The following is a 16,466-nucleotide window of genomic DNA, read 5'->3' as shown; positions in this document are numbered from 1 at the left end:
CACGCCGCCAGGACGACATGCCCACCCGCCGTACCCAAGGACCACCCATGCCCACCCAACCCCTCTGCGCCGACGCCGACCCCACCGACGAACGAGCCACCGCCACCGCCGCGCTGCGCGCCCAACTCGTCCACTTCAAACGCACCCTGCACCTCCTGCGCACCGCCACCCCCCTCCACCACACCATCACCCCCTCCGGCGTCCCCGTCCTCGGTCTACTCGCCCGCCTCGGACCATCACGCACCACCGCGCTCGCCGCTGAACTCGGCCTCGACCCCTCCACCGTCAGCAGACAGGTCGACGCACTCGTGCGCACCGGACACGTCGAGAAAATCCGAGACACCGTCGACAAACGCGCCACCCTCGTCCAACCCACCGACCTCGGACGCGCCTCCCTCCAAGCCCACGTCGACACCCTCCACCAGTTGCTCCAAGGACTCCTCGACGACTGGGACACCCCCGACATCGACACCCTCACCACCCTGCTGGGCCGACTCAACGACGACGTCATGACCCGCTTCGCCGCCCACCCGTGCCCGTCCTCGGCGACAGCTGCCGACATCGACGACGCCACCCGGACCTGCAAGGAGAACCAGTGACGATGACCAGTCGCACCGACCAGCACGAACCTCAACGAGAACCGGCTGGTTCTGCGGTAGCCACCACCGACCCCGAAGAACAGCACTACCCCGACCACGCCCACGTGCTGCGCATCATCGGAGCACTGATGGCCGGGATGTTCCTCGCGTCCCTCGACCAAACCATCGTCTCCACCTCCATCCGCACCATCTCCGACGAACTCGGCGGACTCGACCGGCAAGCCTGGGTCACCACCGCCTACCTGATCACCTCCACCATCGCCACCCCCCTCTACGGCAAGCTCTCCGACATCTACGGACGTCGGCGGTTCTTCCTCTTCGCCATCGCGGTCTTCGTCATCGGCTCCGCCCTGTGCACCTCAGCGACCAGCATGATCCAGCTCTCCGTCTTTCGAGCCATCCAAGGAGTCGGCGCTGGCGGGCTGTTCTCCCTCGCGCTCGCCATCGTCGGCGACATCGTTCCCCCACGGGAACGCGCCCGATACCAGGGATACTTCCTTGCGGTCTTCGGCACCTCCAGCGTCTTGGGCCCCGTCATCGGTGGGCTACTCGCTGACCAGCAGACTATTTTCGGGATCACCGGATGGCGTTATGTCTTTCTCATCAATGTCCCGATCGGGATTGCAGCCTTCGCTGGGGTGTGGGTCAACCTGCACACCGTGCATCACCGTGTGGATCACCGTGTTGACTGGTGGGGTGCCGCGACTCTGATCATGGCGCTCGTGCCACTCCTCGTCGTCGCCGAGCAAGGCCGCGAATGGGGATGGACCTCCACGTCGGCGGTCACCTGCTACATCGTCGGCTTCGTCGGCTTGACCCTGCTGCTTCTGGCTGAACGCGCCGCCGGAGAAGAAGCGCTCATCCCGCTGCGCCTCTTCAGCAACCCACACTCCGGGGTCCCGCTGCTGGTCAGTGTCTTCGTCGGTTTCGGGATGTTTGGGGCGATGATGACATTGCCGCTGTGGATGCAGATCGTCCACGGTTACTCGCCGATCCAATCCGGTCTGGCCATGCTGCCGATGACCGCAGGGCTGATGGTCGCCTCGATTGTCTCCGGTCAGATCATTTCCCGCACCGGTCGGTACAAGGCTTTCCCGATCATTGGCACAGCGCTGATGGCCCTCGGGGCCTACCTGCTGTCCCGTATCCACGTCGACTCCGACATGTGGTACGTCACGGCCTGCTTGACCGTTCTCGGTCTGGGTGTCGGTAGCTGCATGCAGCCACTCACCCTGGCCGTGCAAAATGCCGTCGACCGCCAGGACATGGGGATCGCCACTTCTGCAGCGACCTTCTTCCGGCAGATGGGCGGCACCCTCGGTACGGCGGTCTTCCTCTCGGTGCTGTTTTCCACCCTGCCTGACCGAATCTCAGATGCGTTCAAAGCTGCTGCCGGTAACCCCGAATTCCTGGGGGCGTTGCGTGATCCTGCGGTGGCGGCGAACCCAGCGAACCGGCCGATCCTGGCGATGCTGCGGGACCACAGTGGTGTTTCGGGGTCCATGACCAGCGACTCGTCGTTCCTCTCGGTCATTGATCCGCGACTGGCGCTGCCATTCCGGGTGGGGTTCTCCGACTCCATCACCCACGTGTTGATCTGCGCGGTCGCCGTACTGCTGTTCACCTTCGTGTTGACCTGGTTTGTCCCCGAGCGCGTGCTGCGCGGTCGCACTCCTGCGGAGATCGCGTCGGAACGCTGACCCATCCGCACAGTCCACGTATCGGACACATTACGGGACTTTGCGGCAAGTATGCTGACAAGAGCGGATACTTTGGGGAAAGATAAATCTGACGCCATTCCCGGCGGCTCGGCAGGCAGGAGCGAACCTCGATGACCACGCAGCACAGTCACCAACAAGCCCTCGAGGACCAGTTCGGACTGGCCGACCGGGTCGTCAACGAGGAGGTGCTGGCCAACAGCGTGCGGCGCTTCCGGGAGCGCGGCATCGTGCTACCCACCCTGGAAGAGCTGTCCAACCCCCCGAAGTACATCGCCAAAGACAAGGCAGGCGACGCCGACCCGCAAGGCCCCGACCCGCGCAACCTGTGGCGCGTGCACTGGTACAACGACTCAGAGGGCAACCAAGTCGACGTACCAGAGCATGTCGTGCTGACCAAAGAGCTGACCGGCATCGATTCCCCGATCCTGGTGCTCTTTGGCAACCGGTTCCCGATGATCACCGCGCACAAGGTGCTCGCGGCGTACGCCTGTCTCGCCCCGCGCCTCGTCACCGGCCAGTTCGACCCGACTGCGCACCGCGCGATCTGGCCGAGCACCGGTAACTACGCTCGCGGCGGCGTCGCCATCTCCCGACTGATGGCCTCACGCGGCGTCGCGATCCTGCCGCAGGGCATGAGCCAAGAGCGCTTCGACTGGCTCGACACGTGGTGCGAAAACCCAGCCGAGGACGTCATCAAGACCGTTGGCACCGAAAGCAACGTCAAAGAAATCTACGACGAGTGCAACGCGCTCGCGAAGGACTCGAAGAACTTCATCTTCAACCAGTTCGCCGAGTTCGGTAACCACCTGACGCACTACAAAGTCACCGGCGCGGCGCTGGCGCATGTCTTCGAGCACTACAAGCAGACCTCAGGGCACGATGCCGCCCGACTCGCCTTGATGACGAGCGCGACCGGGTCAGCTGGGACTATCGCCAGTGGCGAATACCTCAAAGACACCTATGGCACCAAGGTGTGCGCCGTCGAGGCCCTGGAATGTCCGACGCTGCTGAAAAACGGCTACGGCGAGCACAACATCCAGGGCATCGGCGACAAGCACTTGCCGATCATCCACAACATCAAGAAGCACGACCTGGTCTGCGCGATCTCCGACCAGGCCACCGACTCCCTCGAGGTCATGTTCAACGAGTCCGCGGGCCTGGACTACCTGCGCGCCAAAGGGGTGCCCGAGGCGATCCTGAAGACGCTACCTGACTTCGGGGTCTCCTCGATCTGCAATGTGCTCGCTGCGATCTCGTGCGCGAAGGTGCTGGGATTGGGCGCTGACGATGTCTTGGTGACGGTGGCCACCGATGGTGGGCAGATGTACTCCTCCGAGCGGGTCAAGATCACCGAACGGGACTTCGGTGGATCGTTTACGGCCCAGCATGCAGCCGAAGTTTGGGGTGCTCACCTGGCGAATGTGCCCACTGATGCGACCTTGGAAATGACCGAGTTCGACAAGGACCGCATCTTCAACCTGGGTTATTACACCTGGGTCGAGCAGCAAGGTACGCCGTTTGAGCTGTTTGAGTCGCGGCGCGATCAGACGTTCTGGGATGACTTGCATGCGTTGCTGCCGGTGTGGGACGAGATGATCGCGGACTTCAATGCGAAGGTCGCTGCTGGCTGAGCTCATCTCAGGTGCGGACGAGGCCGGGAGGGGGTGCGTGACCCCGTCCCGGCCTCGTCGTTGCTGGCTGAAGCAGGAAGGGCCCCACCTAAGTATTGTGCACAACTTAATTGTGTGAAATATTTAACGGACGTATCAGATATCCCAAGGAGAGCACCATGTCCACCCTTCACGACTTCACCGCCACCGCTCTCGACGGCACCGAAAAATCCCTCGCCGACTATGCCGGCAAGGTCGTCCTCGTCGTCAACACCGCCTCCAAGTGCGGACTCACCCCCCAACTCGAAGGACTGCAACAACTTCACGAGGAGTACGCCGAACAAGGTCTCGCCATCCTCGGCTTCCCCTGCAACCAGTTCGCCGGCCAAGAACCCGGAGACGCCGACGAGATCGGCGAGTTCTGCACCAAGAACTACGGCGTCAGCTTCCAGATGTTTGACAAGGTCAAAGTGAACGGACCCGACACCCACCCCGTCTACGCCTGGCTCAAATCCCAAAAACGCGGCACCATCACCGGCGGCATCAAGTGGAACTTCGCCAAATTCCTCGTCGGACGCGACGGCAAAGTGATCGACCGCTACGCCCCGATCACCAAGCCTGAAGCTCTTCGCGCCGACATCGAAGCCGCGCTCGCCCAGGCCTGACCGGGGATCACCAGGCAAGCCATCCCCGCACCCGCCCCGGACGCACCTCCTCCGCGCCGTCTCCCTCACCCACGCCGGGCGGCGACGGAGGCGCTCGGCGTGCCGGGCTGCGGGACCGGTACTGAAGGTAGGGCAGATGAGTTCGCCGTACGACGGGATCGGTGACCTTCGGCGCGGCGGACCACTCGAGCGAGGCGCTGAATCTCGGCGACATGTCCGCAGAATGCGGCGCGTCCGATGTCGGTGAGAGCGACCTGCATGCGGTCGCGGCCGTGAGTACGGCGGCGGGTCGTTTCGACATAGCCGACACGGCGCAGCACGGATACGTGTTTGCTCAACGTCGAATCGGCGATCTGCAGTTCGTCGCGAAGCCAGGAAAAGTCCCGGGTATCGCTGGGGATCAGCAGAGCGCACAGGCGCATTCGGGTGGGTTCGTGGACCACGGGGTCAAACAGCGGCGCGGGCACGGGGTCCATCCTCACATGAGTTGCCGCAGCGGAAAGAGAGTCGGCGGAGGGTGACCTGCTGTGACACCACCTGAGAGGCGTCATCTCTGGCAAAAAACCTGCCAGGCAAGTTGACTGGGTGGTATCCCCGCGACAGAACAAGGAGCTCCGCATGCCCAGCACCGTCAAAGGCATCATCGCCCGTAGCAAAGGCGCACCGGTCGAACTCGTCGAGGTGATCGTGCCGGATCCAGGGCCAGGAGAGGCCGTCGTGGCCATCCAGGCGTGCGGTGTCTGCCACACCGATCTGCATTATCGCGAGGGCGGCATCAACGACGAGTTTCCCTTCCTCCTCGGTCACGAGGCTGCCGGTGTGGTCGAGGCGGTGGGCCCCGATGTCACTGATGTCGCCCCGGGTGACTATGTCGTGTTGAACTGGCGGGCCGTATGTGGCAGCTGTCGGGCCTGCAAACGAGGCGAACCCTGGTATTGCTTTGCCACCCATAACGCCACTCAAAAGATGACGCTCACTGATGGCACTGAGCTCACCCCGGCGTTGGGGATCGGTGCATTCATCGAAAAGACCCTGGTCGCAGCAGGTCAATGCACCAAAGTGGATGCCGCTGCGGCGCCTGCAGCGGCGGGTCTGCTCGGATGTGGTGTCATGGCCGGTCTGGGTGCGGCCATGAACACCGGTGGTGTCCGTCGCGGCCAGTCGGTGGCCGTCATCGGCTGTGGTGGGGTGGGATGCGCTGCGGTCGCGGGGGCCGCATTGGCGGGGGCCACCACGATCATCGCGGTGGATCTGGACGATAAAAAGTTGCAGTGGGCTTCAGATCTTGGCGCGACGCACACGGTGAACAGCGCCAATGTCGACCTGGTTGCACGAGTCCAGGAACTCACCGGCGGGTTCGGCGCAGATGTGGTCATCGACGCGGTGGGTCGCCCAGAGACCTGGAAGCAGGCGTTTTATGCCCGGGACTTGGCGGGCACATTGGTTTTGGTTGGGGTCCCCACTCCGGAAATGACAGTTCCGGACATTCCGCTCATCGACGTCTTCGGTCGGGGTGGGTCGTTGAAGTCCAGCTGGTACGGCGATTGCCTACCGGAGCGGGATTTCCCGATGTTGATCGACCTTTATCGTCAGGGGCGCCTGGACTTGGACGCTTTCGTCACCGAGACGATCAGTATGGGAGATGTGGAAGCAGCGTTCGCGAAGATGCACCACGGTGAGGTGCTGCGTTCGGTGGTGGTCCTGTGAGCGCCAGCACGCCGTACGGCGATGGGATCGGTGCGGCGGCGGGACGTACCGGACCCATCGATCATGGGGTGACCTCGGGCACCTTCACCCTCGACGGGGAAACCTTCGACGTCGACAACAACGTGTGGGTGATCGGCGACGACCGGGAGTGTGTGGTGTTAGATGCTCCCCACGATGTGGCGGCGATCTTATCGGTGGTCGGTGACCGGGAGCTGCGGGCGATTGTGTGCACGCATGCGCACGACGATCACGTGCGGGTGGCGCCGCAGCTTCGCGCCGCGACGGGGGCTCCGATCTGGTTGCATCCTGCTGAGCGGCCGTTGTGGGAGCTGACCCACCCCGGTCTGGACTGGGATGCGAATCTTGAAGATGGACAGGTGATCTCGATCGGTGGGATTGACCTGCGCGCCCTGCATACCCCGGGGCATGCCCCAGGCGCCCTGTGTTTTCATGCGGCGGAGCTCGGGGTGGTCTTCACCGGGGACACGTTGTTTGCTGGTGGCCCGGGTGCGACCGGGCGGTCGTTCTCGTCCAAACCGCTGATTGTGCAGTCCATTCAGGAACGGTTGATGGTGCTCCCCGAGGAGACGGTGGTGCACACCGGGCATGGAGATTCCACGACGATCGGCGCGGAGCGCGATCACCTGATGTGAGGGTGGCGTCGGTACGGCGGCTTGTGACTCCTCGCTGCCGTGCCGCAAAACCTTTAGTCTGTGACTATGAGACTTGAGGTGACGCGACGAGCCGGGCTGGCGGTGCGGGCCATGAGTTGTCTGGCACCGCCAGGTCGGCGCGTCAAAGCTGGCGACCTCGCCACGGCCCTCGATACCACCGTCGGATTCGTGCCCCAGATCATTGGCCCCCTCGTCAAAGTGGGCCTGGTGCGTTCTGAGCCTGGGCCTACCGGCGGCTATGCCCTCACCAACGCTGCCGCGCATGCCAGTGTCCTTGACGTCGTCGAGGCCGTGGACGGACCCACCGCCACGGGCCGCTGCATCGTCGAAAACCACCCCTGCGATGCCGGGACGCAGTGCCGTCTCCACCACGCCTGGTCCGCCGCTCGGGACACCCTCACCTCCCACCTGGCGGCCACCCCCGCCGTCCCACCCTCACCACCACGCAAGGGAGCCCAGTCATGACCCTCGACCCCACCGCCACGCTCGGCGACCTCGTCACCCAAGACCCTCGACGTAGTCGCATCCTGCAGGAATATCGGCTCGACTACTGCTGCCACGGCGAGCGCACCCTTGAAACGGCATGCCTGGAAGCGGGGATTGATCCGGCTGAACTCGTCGACCGCCTTGACCTGCCTCACACCGGTGAAACACCGACCTGGCAGGAACTCGACATCGCTCAACTCGCCCGGCACATCATTGATGTCCACCACCGTTATCTGTGGGATGAAATGCCTAGCCTCGGTGAGTTGATCGACCTGGTTGTTGGTGTCCACAGTGAACGGCATCCCGAATTGGCTCAGGTCGCCGCCGACTATGAATCTCTCACCACTGACTTGGCTAGTCACCTGGCCAAGGAAGAGCGCATTCTGTTTCCGTCGATCATCGCCCTGGCCACTCCGGGTGCGGAGCCGATCTTCCCTGGCAGTCTTGTCGGTCCCATCACCCACATGCTCAGCGAGCATGATGTCGCCGGTGACCTGCTCCGCAGGATCCGAGCCACGACCGGCGATTTCGCTGCCCCCGACGACGCCTGTCCGTCGTGCCGGGCGATGCTGAAGCGGCTGGAGGCGATGGAATCTGACGTGCATGAACACATTCACAAAGAAAACAATGTGCTGTTCCCACGAGTGCTGGAGTTTGAGCGCACCCGATGATGCTGGGATCAATCGATGATTGTCAATGCGCAGCATAGGTGGCTGGAGGTGAGCTGATTTCTGCTCGCATCTATCACATTCCAGGGGGTGAGCGGCGCCGTCGGAGGAAAGAGGCACCAGAGAAAAGGGTGACGCCCTCTTTTCGGTCGTCACCCTTTTCTCGGACGCTCAGGACACTGCCGTTTGCAGAGCGATCTCGACCATGCCAGTGAACGCAGTCTGGCGTTCCTGCGGGGTGGTCTGCGCGTGGGTGAGGATGTGGTCGCTGACTGTGAAAATGCCCAGTGCGTCGACACCAGCGGCTGCGGCGTTGGCATAGAGGCCAGCTGATTCCATCTCCACTGCGAGGATGCCCATCTTGCCCCAGCGGGACAGTGCATCAGTGTCAGCGCTGTAGAAGACGTCGCTGGACAGCACATTGCCGACATGGCAGCGTTGCTCGGCGCGGTCAGCGGCCTGCTTGGCGCGTTCCAACAGCCGGTACGACGCGAGCGGAGCGAAGGTGCCAGGCAGGTTGAACTGCGCCAGATACTGCGAGTCAGTGGAGGAGCCTTGTGCGATGACCACGTCGTACAAGTCCAGCTGCGGCTGCATGGCGCCACAAGACCCGACCCGGATCAGGGTTTTTACGCCGAAGAAGTGGATCAGCTCGTAGGTGTAGATGGAGATCGAGGGGATGCCCATCCCGGTGCCCATCACCGAGACCGGGATGCCCTGATAGGTCCCGGTGAAGCCGAGCATGTTGCGAACAGTGTTGAAGCAGGCCACATCGTCGAGGTAGGTCTCGGCGATGAACTTGGCCCGCAACGGGTCACCTGGCAACAGGATGCGCTCGGCGATGGGGACGTCGCCGGGCTGGATGTGGGGGGTGCTGGCGGTGCTCATGAACGCTCCAAGAAGAGATGGGGGCTCCGCTGATCTCCGGGCTGCGGGAGGTCAGCGGAGCCCACGTTGAGTGGACGGAGTGGGAGGGGTAGTCCTTTAGAACGCCAGGGCGCGAGTCATGTCGGCTTTGATCCGTTCCAGGCGTGCCGCAGCATCCGCGTGCGGGATGTCACCCTGGCCGCACGGAAGGACAACTTCCAGGTAGCACTTCAGCTTCGGTTCGGTCCCAGAAGGACGCACGATGACCCGGTCACCAGCGTCGGTCAGGTAGAGCAGCCCGTCGGTCGGTGGCAGCTCGGGGCTTCCCTCCGCGAGATCCCGGGCCTCCACGACAGGTGAGCCAGCCAACTCGACCGGGGCCTGGGCACGCAACCGTGCCATCGCATCGCTGATCAGCGACAGGTCGGTGACCCGGAAACTGAGTGGTGCCGTAGCGTGCAGGCCGTGGGCCCGGGCGAGATCGTCCAGGAGATCTTCCAGAGTGCGCCCCTGCGCGAGGAGGTCCTCGACGAGGGAGGCGATTCGCACCATAGCGGTGATGCCATCTTTGTCTCGGACCGCTGTGGGATCGGTGCAGTAGCCGATCGCTTCTTCGTAGCCGAAACGCAGGTCAGGGGTCCGAGCGATCCATTTGAAGCCGGTGAGCGTGGCCGCGTGGCGCAGTCCATGAGCTGCTGCGATCCGGGCCAACAACCGACTCGACACGATGGAGCAGGCCAGGGTGTCGCCTTCCCTGCTGGCGTCTGCGGCGGCTTGTTCGCCCAGGATGGCGCCAATTTCGTCGCCGGTGAGTTGACGCCAGGTCCCATCCGCTCGCAGCGGGATGGCGACCGAGCAGCGGTCGGCATCCGGATCCAACGCGATGACCACGTGGGCATCGACGTCGGCAGCCAGTCGCAGAGCCAGGTCGATTGCGCCGGGTTCCTCCGGGTTGGGGAAAGGCACCGTGGGGAACGTCGGGTCGGGGTCGGCCTGCTCGGCGACGATGTGGACGTCGGTGAAACCGGCGCGCCGCAGGACTTCCTGGGCGGTGGCGCCGCCGACACCATGCATCGGGGTGAGGATGATGCGGGCGGCAGCGGGCTGGGTGCTGCCACGCAACGCGGCAGCTCGGGTGACGTAGTCCTCGACGACCTGCATCGGCACCTCTTCGATGCCGTCCTCGCTGAGCGGAATGGCCCCGGCGCCGGGAGTTTCGGCGATACGTCGGGCGATCTCCGCGTCAGCGGGTGGCACGATCTGGACACCGCAACCGTCCCCGTCAGCGGCTCGGCCCCCGAGATAGACCTTGTACCCGTTATCGGCAGGGGGGTTGTGTGACGCGGTCACCATGACTCCGGCGTCTGCGTTCAATGCTCGTACGGCGTAGGCAGTGACCGGGGTGGGCAGTTGCTCGGGCAGCAGCATCGGGACTGCGCCAGCAGCGGCGACGACCTGAGCCGCGGCGGTGCGGAACTCGTGGGATCCGCGGCGGGCGTCACATCCGATGACGATGCGGGGCCGCTCTCCGACGGTGTCGAGCAAGTAGCGGGTCAATCCGGCGGTGGCTTGGGTGACTACAGCAGTGTTCATGCGGGTCTGTCCAGCACCGACCGCACCGCGCAAACCGGCCGTGCCGAAGGTCAGCGGTCCGGCAAAGCGGGACTCCAGGTCGGCGACCGCCTGATCGTCACCGTTCTCGGCCCGATTGATCAGGGCGGTCAGCTCGTCCCGGGTCTGCGGGTCGGGGTCTTGTCCGATCCATTCCCGAGCCTGAGCGATGAGGGTGCCGTTCATGCCTGCAGGCCTTCCAGAACGGCGCGAGAACCGGACAAGCCGAGGCGGGTCGCGCCCGCGTCGATCATGGCCAAGGCGGCTTCGGTGGTGCGGATACCGCCTGAGGCTTTGACGCCGAGGCGGCCGCCGACGGTGCGAGCCATCAGGGAGACGGCGTGCACGCTGGCACCCCCGGCGGGGTGGAAACCGGTGGACGTTTTCACGAAGTCGGCCCCGGCAGCTTCAGCGGCACGGCAGCAGCCGACGATCTGCTCGTCGGTCAATGCGGCGGATTCGATGATGACTTTGAGCACCACGGGTGCGGGCGCGGCGGCGCGGACGGCGCGGATATCAGCTTCGACGGCGTCGAAGTCTCCAGTGGTGGCCTGGGACAGGTTGATGACCATGTCAACCTCGTCGGCGCCGTCAGCGACGGAACGCGCAGCTTCGGCCGCCTTGACCTCACTGTGATGCGCGCCAGAAGGGAAGCCGCATACGGTGGCGATCTTGACGTCACCGACGGGAGTCACCGGGAGCATGTTGGGGGAGACGCACACCGAGTAGGTGCCCAGGTCTGCGGCCTCGGCGAGGAGCGCTTCGACGTCGGCGGGGGTGGCCTCCGGCTTGAGCAGAGTGTGGTCGATCAGGGTGGCGACATCGGAACGGGTGGGCATCCTGGGCTCTCCTTCGTGAGCGTGCTGTCCCCGGCTGTCCGGGGTGGTGCTGGTGGGCTGTGGGCCTGTGTCTGGTGGTGCGGGTCGCGGCGACGGTCTTCAGGTGTCGACGGGGGCCTGCTCCTGATCTCCATCCTCCGGTGCGGGAGCGGGAAAAGGAACGCCCGGGTGGGGGCACGGCATGTGTCGCGGGCGACATCACAGGATCAAGCCATACTCCACCTTGGGGAACATGTGTTCGTGATGAATATGTCAGATGTTCCACAATCTAGGGTGCGCAGTCAGACCCGTCAACACCGACTGGTGGCAGTGCTGAGTCGTAGCGGAGGGTGTTGTTGCAGGTCACCGTTGCAGGTCGGCACCGATGGGGTGGCGGTGACCGTCACGCTGGCGGCGGAGCTACCGTGCCAGGCCCCTCACCAGCACGTCCAAAGCTTCAAGGTGATCGTGCAGGGCACGCCGTCCTAGTCGGGTCAGCCGGTACGACGTACAGGCCGTTGTTCCCAGGAAGGATTTGTCGATGCGCAGGTAGCCGACTTCGTGCAGGATCGCGGCGTGCTTGCCGAGCAAGGAATAACTCAGGTCGAGCTGCTCCCGCAGCGTGGCATTGTCGGCGGCATCGACACTGTTCAAAGCGCACATGACCGCGAAGCGGACCGGAGAATGAATGACCTCGTCGAGGCGGTGGCGCGCACTGGCCAGTGGCGAAAGGTCGGGGGTGCGGGATGTCATCGGTCTTGGTGTCGTAGGAGGGATGCCCCGACAGCGGCCATCGGGGCGAAGAAGGTGCTGACGTCGACGGGCCAGGATGTCGTCTGGGCGACGGCGCTGAAGCGGCGCTCATTCATGGCCTCATCATGGAGAGTGCTCAACGATTCGGCAAGTAGTTGTCGGAGTGGTGAGTGGAGTGATGTGCTGTCGGCTCGCTCAGGACATACAAGGTCAGTACGTCGACTCCTGCTGCGGATTCACTCAACTGTGTAACCTCACCGCAACATTCAGGGAGTAACCTCACGCCATTCCTGAGCGGAGGCCCTGTCGACCAGAACGTCGACATCAGGCCGTCACGCGCCATTCCGCCATCGGTGTGGTGCGAGGTGTTGATCGCCCGCTCTGGGCATTCCACGGCGACGAAGGAGACTGCCATGGCCGACGAGCCGACTCCCCTCTTGGAGATCAGTCATGTCGACAAACACTTCGGCGACCTGCATGTGCTCAGGGATATCAATCTGTCGGTGCATAAAGGTGAAGTGATCGTTATCATCGGTCCGTCCGGCTCAGGGAAGTCCACTTTGTGCCGCACCATCAACCGGTTGGAAACTTTCGAATCGGGCTCCATCACCATCGACGGCGCGCCACTTCCGGAAGAAGGAAAAGCTCTCGCTCAGCTGCGCGCTGAGGTGGGTATGGTCTTCCAATCGTTCAATCTTTTTGCTCATAAGACGATCCTGGACAATGTCACGCTGGGGCCGATCAAGGTGCGCAAGGTGGCCAAAGCGGATGCCGAGAAACGGGCTTTGGAGCTCCTGGAACGGGTCGGTGTCGCGCATCAGGCCGCCAAGCTGCCCGCGCAGCTCTCCGGCGGACAGCAGCAGCGCGTCGCCATCGCTCGCGCCCTGGCGATGGAACCGAAGATCATGCTCTTCGATGAGCCCACGTCGGCACTGGACCCAGAGATGATCAACGAGGTCCTCGACGTCATGACTGAGCTTGCGCAATCGGGGATGACCATGGTGGTGGTCACCCACGAGATGGGTTTTGCGCGTCGGGCTGCTGACCGAGTGGTGTTTATGGCCGACGGCCAGATCGTCGAGCAGAACACTCCCGAAGAGTTCTTCACTCAACCTCAGTCGGACCGTGCCAAGGACTTCCTCGGCAAGATCCTCACCCACTGACCGGTCACGACTAGGGAGTAATGACGGATGAGCCCACGCCGGACCACCGTGGTTGTCGCTACGGCGGCGACCTTGACTCTGGGCTTGGGTGCGTGCAGCGCACTCGGCTCGGACCCCTCTGACGGACCCCGCCTTAAGATCGGAATTAAGTACGACCAGCCTGGCCTTGGCCTCAAACAGGGCTACCGCTACACCGGGATGGATGTGGACGTTGCTCGGTCAGTGGCGAAGCGACTTGGCGTCGAGGAGTCGCGCATTACCTGGGTTCAAGCGCCCAGCTCGCAACGCGAGACACTGATCAGCACCGGCCAGGTTGATTTCATCGTGGGGACCTACTCCATCACCGACGCTCGCAAAAAGAAGGTGTCCTTCGCGGGGCCCTACTTCATCGCTGGTCAAGATCTTCTGGTCAAGGCGGACTCTACGATCGATGGCACGGGCAATCTAGCTGGGAAGAAGCTCTGCTCAGTCACCGGATCGACGTCCGCCCAACAGATCGCAAAGAAGGTTTCTGGGGTCAACCTGCAGAACTTTTCGACGTACTCCGAGTGTGTCGCTGGTTTGACGGCTGGCGCCGTCGATGCGTTGACCACGGATGACACGATCCTGGCGGGATACGCCGCGCAGGACCACTACAAAGGCAAGGTCAAACTCGTCGGGAAACCCTTCACCAAAGAGCGGTATGGCATTGGGCTGAAGAAGGGTGACACCGCACTGTGCACGAAGCTCACTGACGCGATCACACAGATGATCGCTGATGGTGAATGGCGCCGGATCGTCGATTCCAATCTCGGCGCGGCCGGTTACTCCCCGGGTGAAGGCAATCCGCCGACCCCCGATCCCTGTTCCTGACGACATTTGGCGTGAAGGCGACGGCAGCGCCACCGAGGCACCCGCCGTCGCCGTACCGCCCCAACCCCTCGAGGAGGTGCAGCGATGGGGGAGATCTTGGCGAAATACGACGTCTGGGCCGCCATCTGGGTGACCATCCAACTATCGGTGTTCTCGGCGATCGGAGCGCTGATCATCGGCACGATCGTGGCGGTCCTTCGGGTCTCACCGGCGGCGGTGCTCCGCGGAGTCGGTGCGGCATTCGTGACAGTGGTGTGCAACACCCCGTTGACCTTGCTGATGGTGTTCAGCATCCTTGGCGCCGCATTCATCCTGGGACTGCAACTCAGTCCCGACGTGTCGACCAACGCCTTCCGATGGGCCACGGTGGTCCTGGCCGTCTATCACGCCTCATTCGTCTGTGAAGCCATACGGTCCGGGATTAATACGGTGCCCATAGGTCAAGCCGAAGCGGCCCGGGCGATTGGGTTGACGTTTAGCCAATCATTGACCCAGGTCATTTTGCCGCAAGCCTTCCGTGGAGCTGTCGCGCCGCTCGGGTCGACACTGATCGCGTTGATTAAAAACACCACCGTCGTCGCGGTGATCGGTGTCGCAGACTGCGCCGGACTCCTGTCGAAAATCACGGAAAACGAAGGGGCGAGTATGCCGACGTTCCTCCTCTTCGCGATGGTGTTTGTCCTGCTGACCTTGCCCATCGGCATCGCGACGACCACGTTGTCGCAGAAACTGGCGGTGAAGCGATGAGCACCCAGAACCTTCTCTTCGATGCTCCCGGGCCACGGGCGCGCCGTCGCCATGCGGCCATGACCGTGATCGGGGCAGCCTTGACTGTGGGGCTGTTGGCGCTGATCGGGAAGCGTTTTGCTGCGGCCGGCCAGCTGGACCCCGACTTGTGGCGGCCCTTCCTTACCGCTGAAGCCTGGGGTGCTTACCTCATCCCCGGTCTCATCGGCACCTTCCGGGCGACGGTGCTCTCCGTGGTGTTCGCCGGACTATTTGGTGTGCTCTTCGGAATGGGGCGAATGTCCCCGATCGTCCCCATCCGTTGGTTCTGCGGGGTCGTCGTCGAATTCTTCCGCGCCGTTCCGGTCTTGCTGATGATGGTATTTGCCTACTTCGGGTTCTTTGCCCGGGGAGTCTTGGACAGCCAATATGCGCCCTTGGCTGCGGTGGTGACCGCGCTGACCTTGTATAACGGCTCGGTTATCGCCGAATTGGTCCGCTCCGGGGTGGACGGTCTTCCTCGCGGCCAAGCCGAGGCGGGCCTGTCAGTGGGGCTGACTCCTTGGCAGACATTGCGGGTCGTCCAGCTGCCTCAGGCGTTGACCGCGATGCTTCCAGCTCTGGTGAGTCAGCTGATCGTGGTGCTTAAAGACTCCGCGCTGGGAGTGGCGATCACGTTCCCTGAGCTGATGAGTTGGTCGCGCACGATGGGGTCGGCCTATGCCAACACCGTGCCGGCGTATCTGGTGGCAGCACTGCTGTTTATCCTCGCCAACTATGTGTTGATGTGGCTGGCGCAGCAGCTGGAGCAGCGACTGAAGCGGCGGGCATCCGGTCCGATGACTGCGGCAGCGCCGACGGTCCTCCAAGGTGTCGGTGAGCCCGGCGAACCAGCGACTCACGGTGCGGTCCGGGCTGAGCATGGTGTGGAGCGGGCGTTCACGCGCCGTCCTCGACGGGAGAAGTAACTGTCGAGGACGGCGCTGCCGTCTCAACTCTGGCTGGCACCTGCCTTGCGGGACTTCCACCACTGGGTGATCACCGGGAAGGCGTCAGTGGCCCACAGTGCCCACAGCACCAGCAGCGGCTGGAACAGCAGTCGGATGGCGCGGGCGCGGTCGGAGTCCAGGCCGAAAGCATTTTTGCCCTCGATGAACTGGGCGATGTTGCCCGGGAAGATCGCGATGAAGAAAGCAGCAGCTGCCAACCCGACGATCTGCTTGCGGAAGCCGGAGATCAACGCAGCGCCCAGGGTCATCTCGACGATCCCGGAGAGGATCACCACCAGATCCTTGTCCATCGGGAACCAGTCGGGGACCTGAGCCTGGAACTCCATCCGGGCACTGGTCATGTGACTGTACCCAGCTGACATCAAAAAGACGCCGAGCAGGATGCGGGCAAGGAGGCGTACGTACGGTTTCATCAGGTGTTTTCCTTCGAGGTGTCGAGGGTGGACCAATGGGCTCGATCCCAGTGTACGCAATTAAATTGTGCACAATCTGACTGTCGGGTTCCCCGCGAGCTCGCCGTACCCCACCAGCCGCAC

The 16,466-nt window shown here is 63.4% G+C and carries 18 protein-coding genes; 12 read left to right on the top strand and 6 right to left on the bottom strand.

Annotated elements, in window-relative coordinates; all coding sequences use genetic code 11:
- Nucleotides 1–47: 47 nt before the first annotated feature.
- The 4 genes from KEM60_RS07515 to KEM60_RS07500 all read left to right on the top strand — a co-directional run bounded on the left by KEM60_RS07515 (nt 48) and on the right by KEM60_RS07500 (nt 4,595).
- On the top strand, nt 48–599 hold the full coding sequence (locus KEM60_RS07515; RefSeq protein ID WP_219106895.1) for a MarR family winged helix-turn-helix transcriptional regulator: 552 nt from the start codon (nt 48–50) through the stop codon (nt 597–599).
- A gap of 2 nt (nt 600–601) precedes the next feature.
- Nucleotides 602–2,299, top strand: a complete 1,698-nt coding sequence (locus KEM60_RS07510; RefSeq protein ID WP_219106894.1) for an MDR family MFS transporter — start codon at nt 602–604, stop codon at nt 2,297–2,299.
- A gap of 131 nt (nt 2,300–2,430) precedes the next feature.
- Nucleotides 2,431–3,951, top strand: coding sequence for a pyridoxal-5'-phosphate-dependent protein subunit beta (locus KEM60_RS07505; protein ID WP_219106893.1), 1,521 nt, complete (start codon nt 2,431–2,433; stop codon nt 3,949–3,951).
- 158 nt (nt 3,952–4,109) lie between these two features.
- Nucleotides 4,110–4,595 carry a glutathione peroxidase gene (locus tag KEM60_RS07500; RefSeq protein ID WP_219106892.1) on the top strand — a complete coding sequence of 162 codons (486 nt, stop codon included), beginning with the start codon at nt 4,110–4,112 and terminating at the stop codon, nt 4,593–4,595.
- A gap of 65 nt (nt 4,596–4,660) precedes the next feature.
- Here KEM60_RS07500 and KEM60_RS07495 read toward each other — a convergent pair whose 3' ends face one another.
- Nucleotides 4,661–5,062, bottom strand: coding sequence for a transcriptional regulator (locus tag KEM60_RS07495; RefSeq protein ID WP_219106891.1), 402 nt, complete (start codon nt 5,060–5,062; stop codon nt 4,661–4,663).
- 151 nt (nt 5,063–5,213) lie between these two features.
- Between KEM60_RS07495 and KEM60_RS07490 the strand changes: the two genes are divergently transcribed.
- From KEM60_RS07490 to ric, 4 genes are all read left to right on the top strand, one after another.
- Nucleotides 5,214–6,302, top strand: a complete 1,089-nt coding sequence (locus KEM60_RS07490; RefSeq protein ID WP_219106890.1) for an S-(hydroxymethyl)mycothiol dehydrogenase — start codon at nt 5,214–5,216, stop codon at nt 6,300–6,302.
- Nucleotides 6,299–6,955, top strand: a complete 657-nt coding sequence (locus tag KEM60_RS07485) for an MBL fold metallo-hydrolase (protein ID WP_255574358.1) — start codon at nt 6,299–6,301, stop codon at nt 6,953–6,955. Before KEM60_RS07490 ends, KEM60_RS07485 begins: the two co-directional genes overlap by 4 nt.
- A 66-nt stretch (nt 6,956–7,021) precedes the next feature.
- A complete protein-coding gene (locus KEM60_RS07480; protein ID WP_219106889.1) occupies nt 7,022–7,441 on the top strand; it encodes an Rrf2 family transcriptional regulator in 420 nt (139 codons plus the stop codon).
- Entirely contained in the window at nt 7,438–8,133 is a 696-nt protein-coding gene (ric, locus tag KEM60_RS07475; protein WP_219106888.1) for an iron-sulfur cluster repair di-iron protein, read from the top strand. Before KEM60_RS07480 ends, ric begins: the two co-directional genes overlap by 4 nt.
- A 168-nt stretch (nt 8,134–8,301) precedes the next feature.
- Here the strand turns inward: ric and deoD are convergent, their stop codons facing one another.
- From deoD to KEM60_RS07455, 4 genes are all read right to left on the bottom strand, one after another.
- Nucleotides 8,302–9,018, bottom strand: a complete 717-nt coding sequence (gene deoD / locus KEM60_RS07470) for a purine-nucleoside phosphorylase (RefSeq protein ID WP_219106887.1) — start codon at nt 9,016–9,018, stop codon at nt 8,302–8,304.
- Nucleotides 9,019–9,114: 96 nt separating this feature from the next.
- On the bottom strand, nt 9,115–10,794 hold the full coding sequence (locus KEM60_RS07465) for a phospho-sugar mutase (RefSeq protein WP_219106886.1): 1,680 nt from the start codon (nt 10,792–10,794) through the stop codon (nt 9,115–9,117).
- Nucleotides 10,791–11,447: a deoxyribose-phosphate aldolase gene (gene deoC / locus KEM60_RS07460; protein ID WP_219106885.1), complete on the bottom strand. Its 657-nt coding sequence runs from the start codon at nt 11,445–11,447 to the stop codon at nt 10,791–10,793. The genes KEM60_RS07465 and deoC overlap by 4 nt, the downstream gene beginning before the upstream one ends.
- Before the next feature lie 399 nt (nt 11,448–11,846).
- Nucleotides 11,847–12,179, bottom strand: coding sequence for a transcriptional regulator (locus KEM60_RS07455; RefSeq protein ID WP_219106884.1), 333 nt, complete (start codon nt 12,177–12,179; stop codon nt 11,847–11,849).
- Nucleotides 12,180–12,592: 413 nt separating this feature from the next.
- On the opposite strand from KEM60_RS07455, the gene KEM60_RS07450 reads away from it, so the two are divergent.
- The 4 genes from KEM60_RS07450 to KEM60_RS07435 all read left to right on the top strand — a co-directional run bounded on the left by KEM60_RS07450 (nt 12,593) and on the right by KEM60_RS07435 (nt 15,888).
- Nucleotides 12,593–13,342, top strand: coding sequence for an amino acid ABC transporter ATP-binding protein (locus KEM60_RS07450; protein ID WP_219106883.1), 750 nt, complete (start codon nt 12,593–12,595; stop codon nt 13,340–13,342).
- A gap of 27 nt (nt 13,343–13,369) precedes the next feature.
- Nucleotides 13,370–14,194, top strand: a complete 825-nt coding sequence (locus tag KEM60_RS07445; RefSeq protein WP_219106882.1) for a glutamate ABC transporter substrate-binding protein — start codon at nt 13,370–13,372, stop codon at nt 14,192–14,194.
- Nucleotides 14,195–14,278: 84 nt separating this feature from the next.
- Entirely contained in the window at nt 14,279–14,941 is a 663-nt protein-coding gene (locus KEM60_RS07440; RefSeq protein WP_219106881.1) for an amino acid ABC transporter permease, read from the top strand.
- Complete coding sequence (locus tag KEM60_RS07435) at nt 14,938–15,888, top strand: amino acid ABC transporter permease (protein WP_219106880.1); 951 nt, start codon at nt 14,938–14,940, stop codon at nt 15,886–15,888. Before KEM60_RS07440 ends, KEM60_RS07435 begins: the two co-directional genes overlap by 4 nt.
- 23 nt (nt 15,889–15,911) lie before the next feature.
- Here the strand turns inward: KEM60_RS07435 and KEM60_RS07430 are convergent, their stop codons facing one another.
- Complete coding sequence (locus tag KEM60_RS07430; RefSeq protein WP_219106879.1) at nt 15,912–16,343, bottom strand: DoxX family membrane protein; 432 nt, start codon at nt 16,341–16,343, stop codon at nt 15,912–15,914.
- Nucleotides 16,344–16,466 lie beyond the last annotated feature (123 nt).

This window comes from Austwickia sp. TVS 96-490-7B (assembly GCF_019331795.1).
Taxonomy (GTDB): Bacteria; Actinomycetota; Actinomycetes; order Actinomycetales; family Dermatophilaceae; genus Austwickia.
This window is presented reverse-complemented; position numbering and strand designations above follow the sequence as displayed.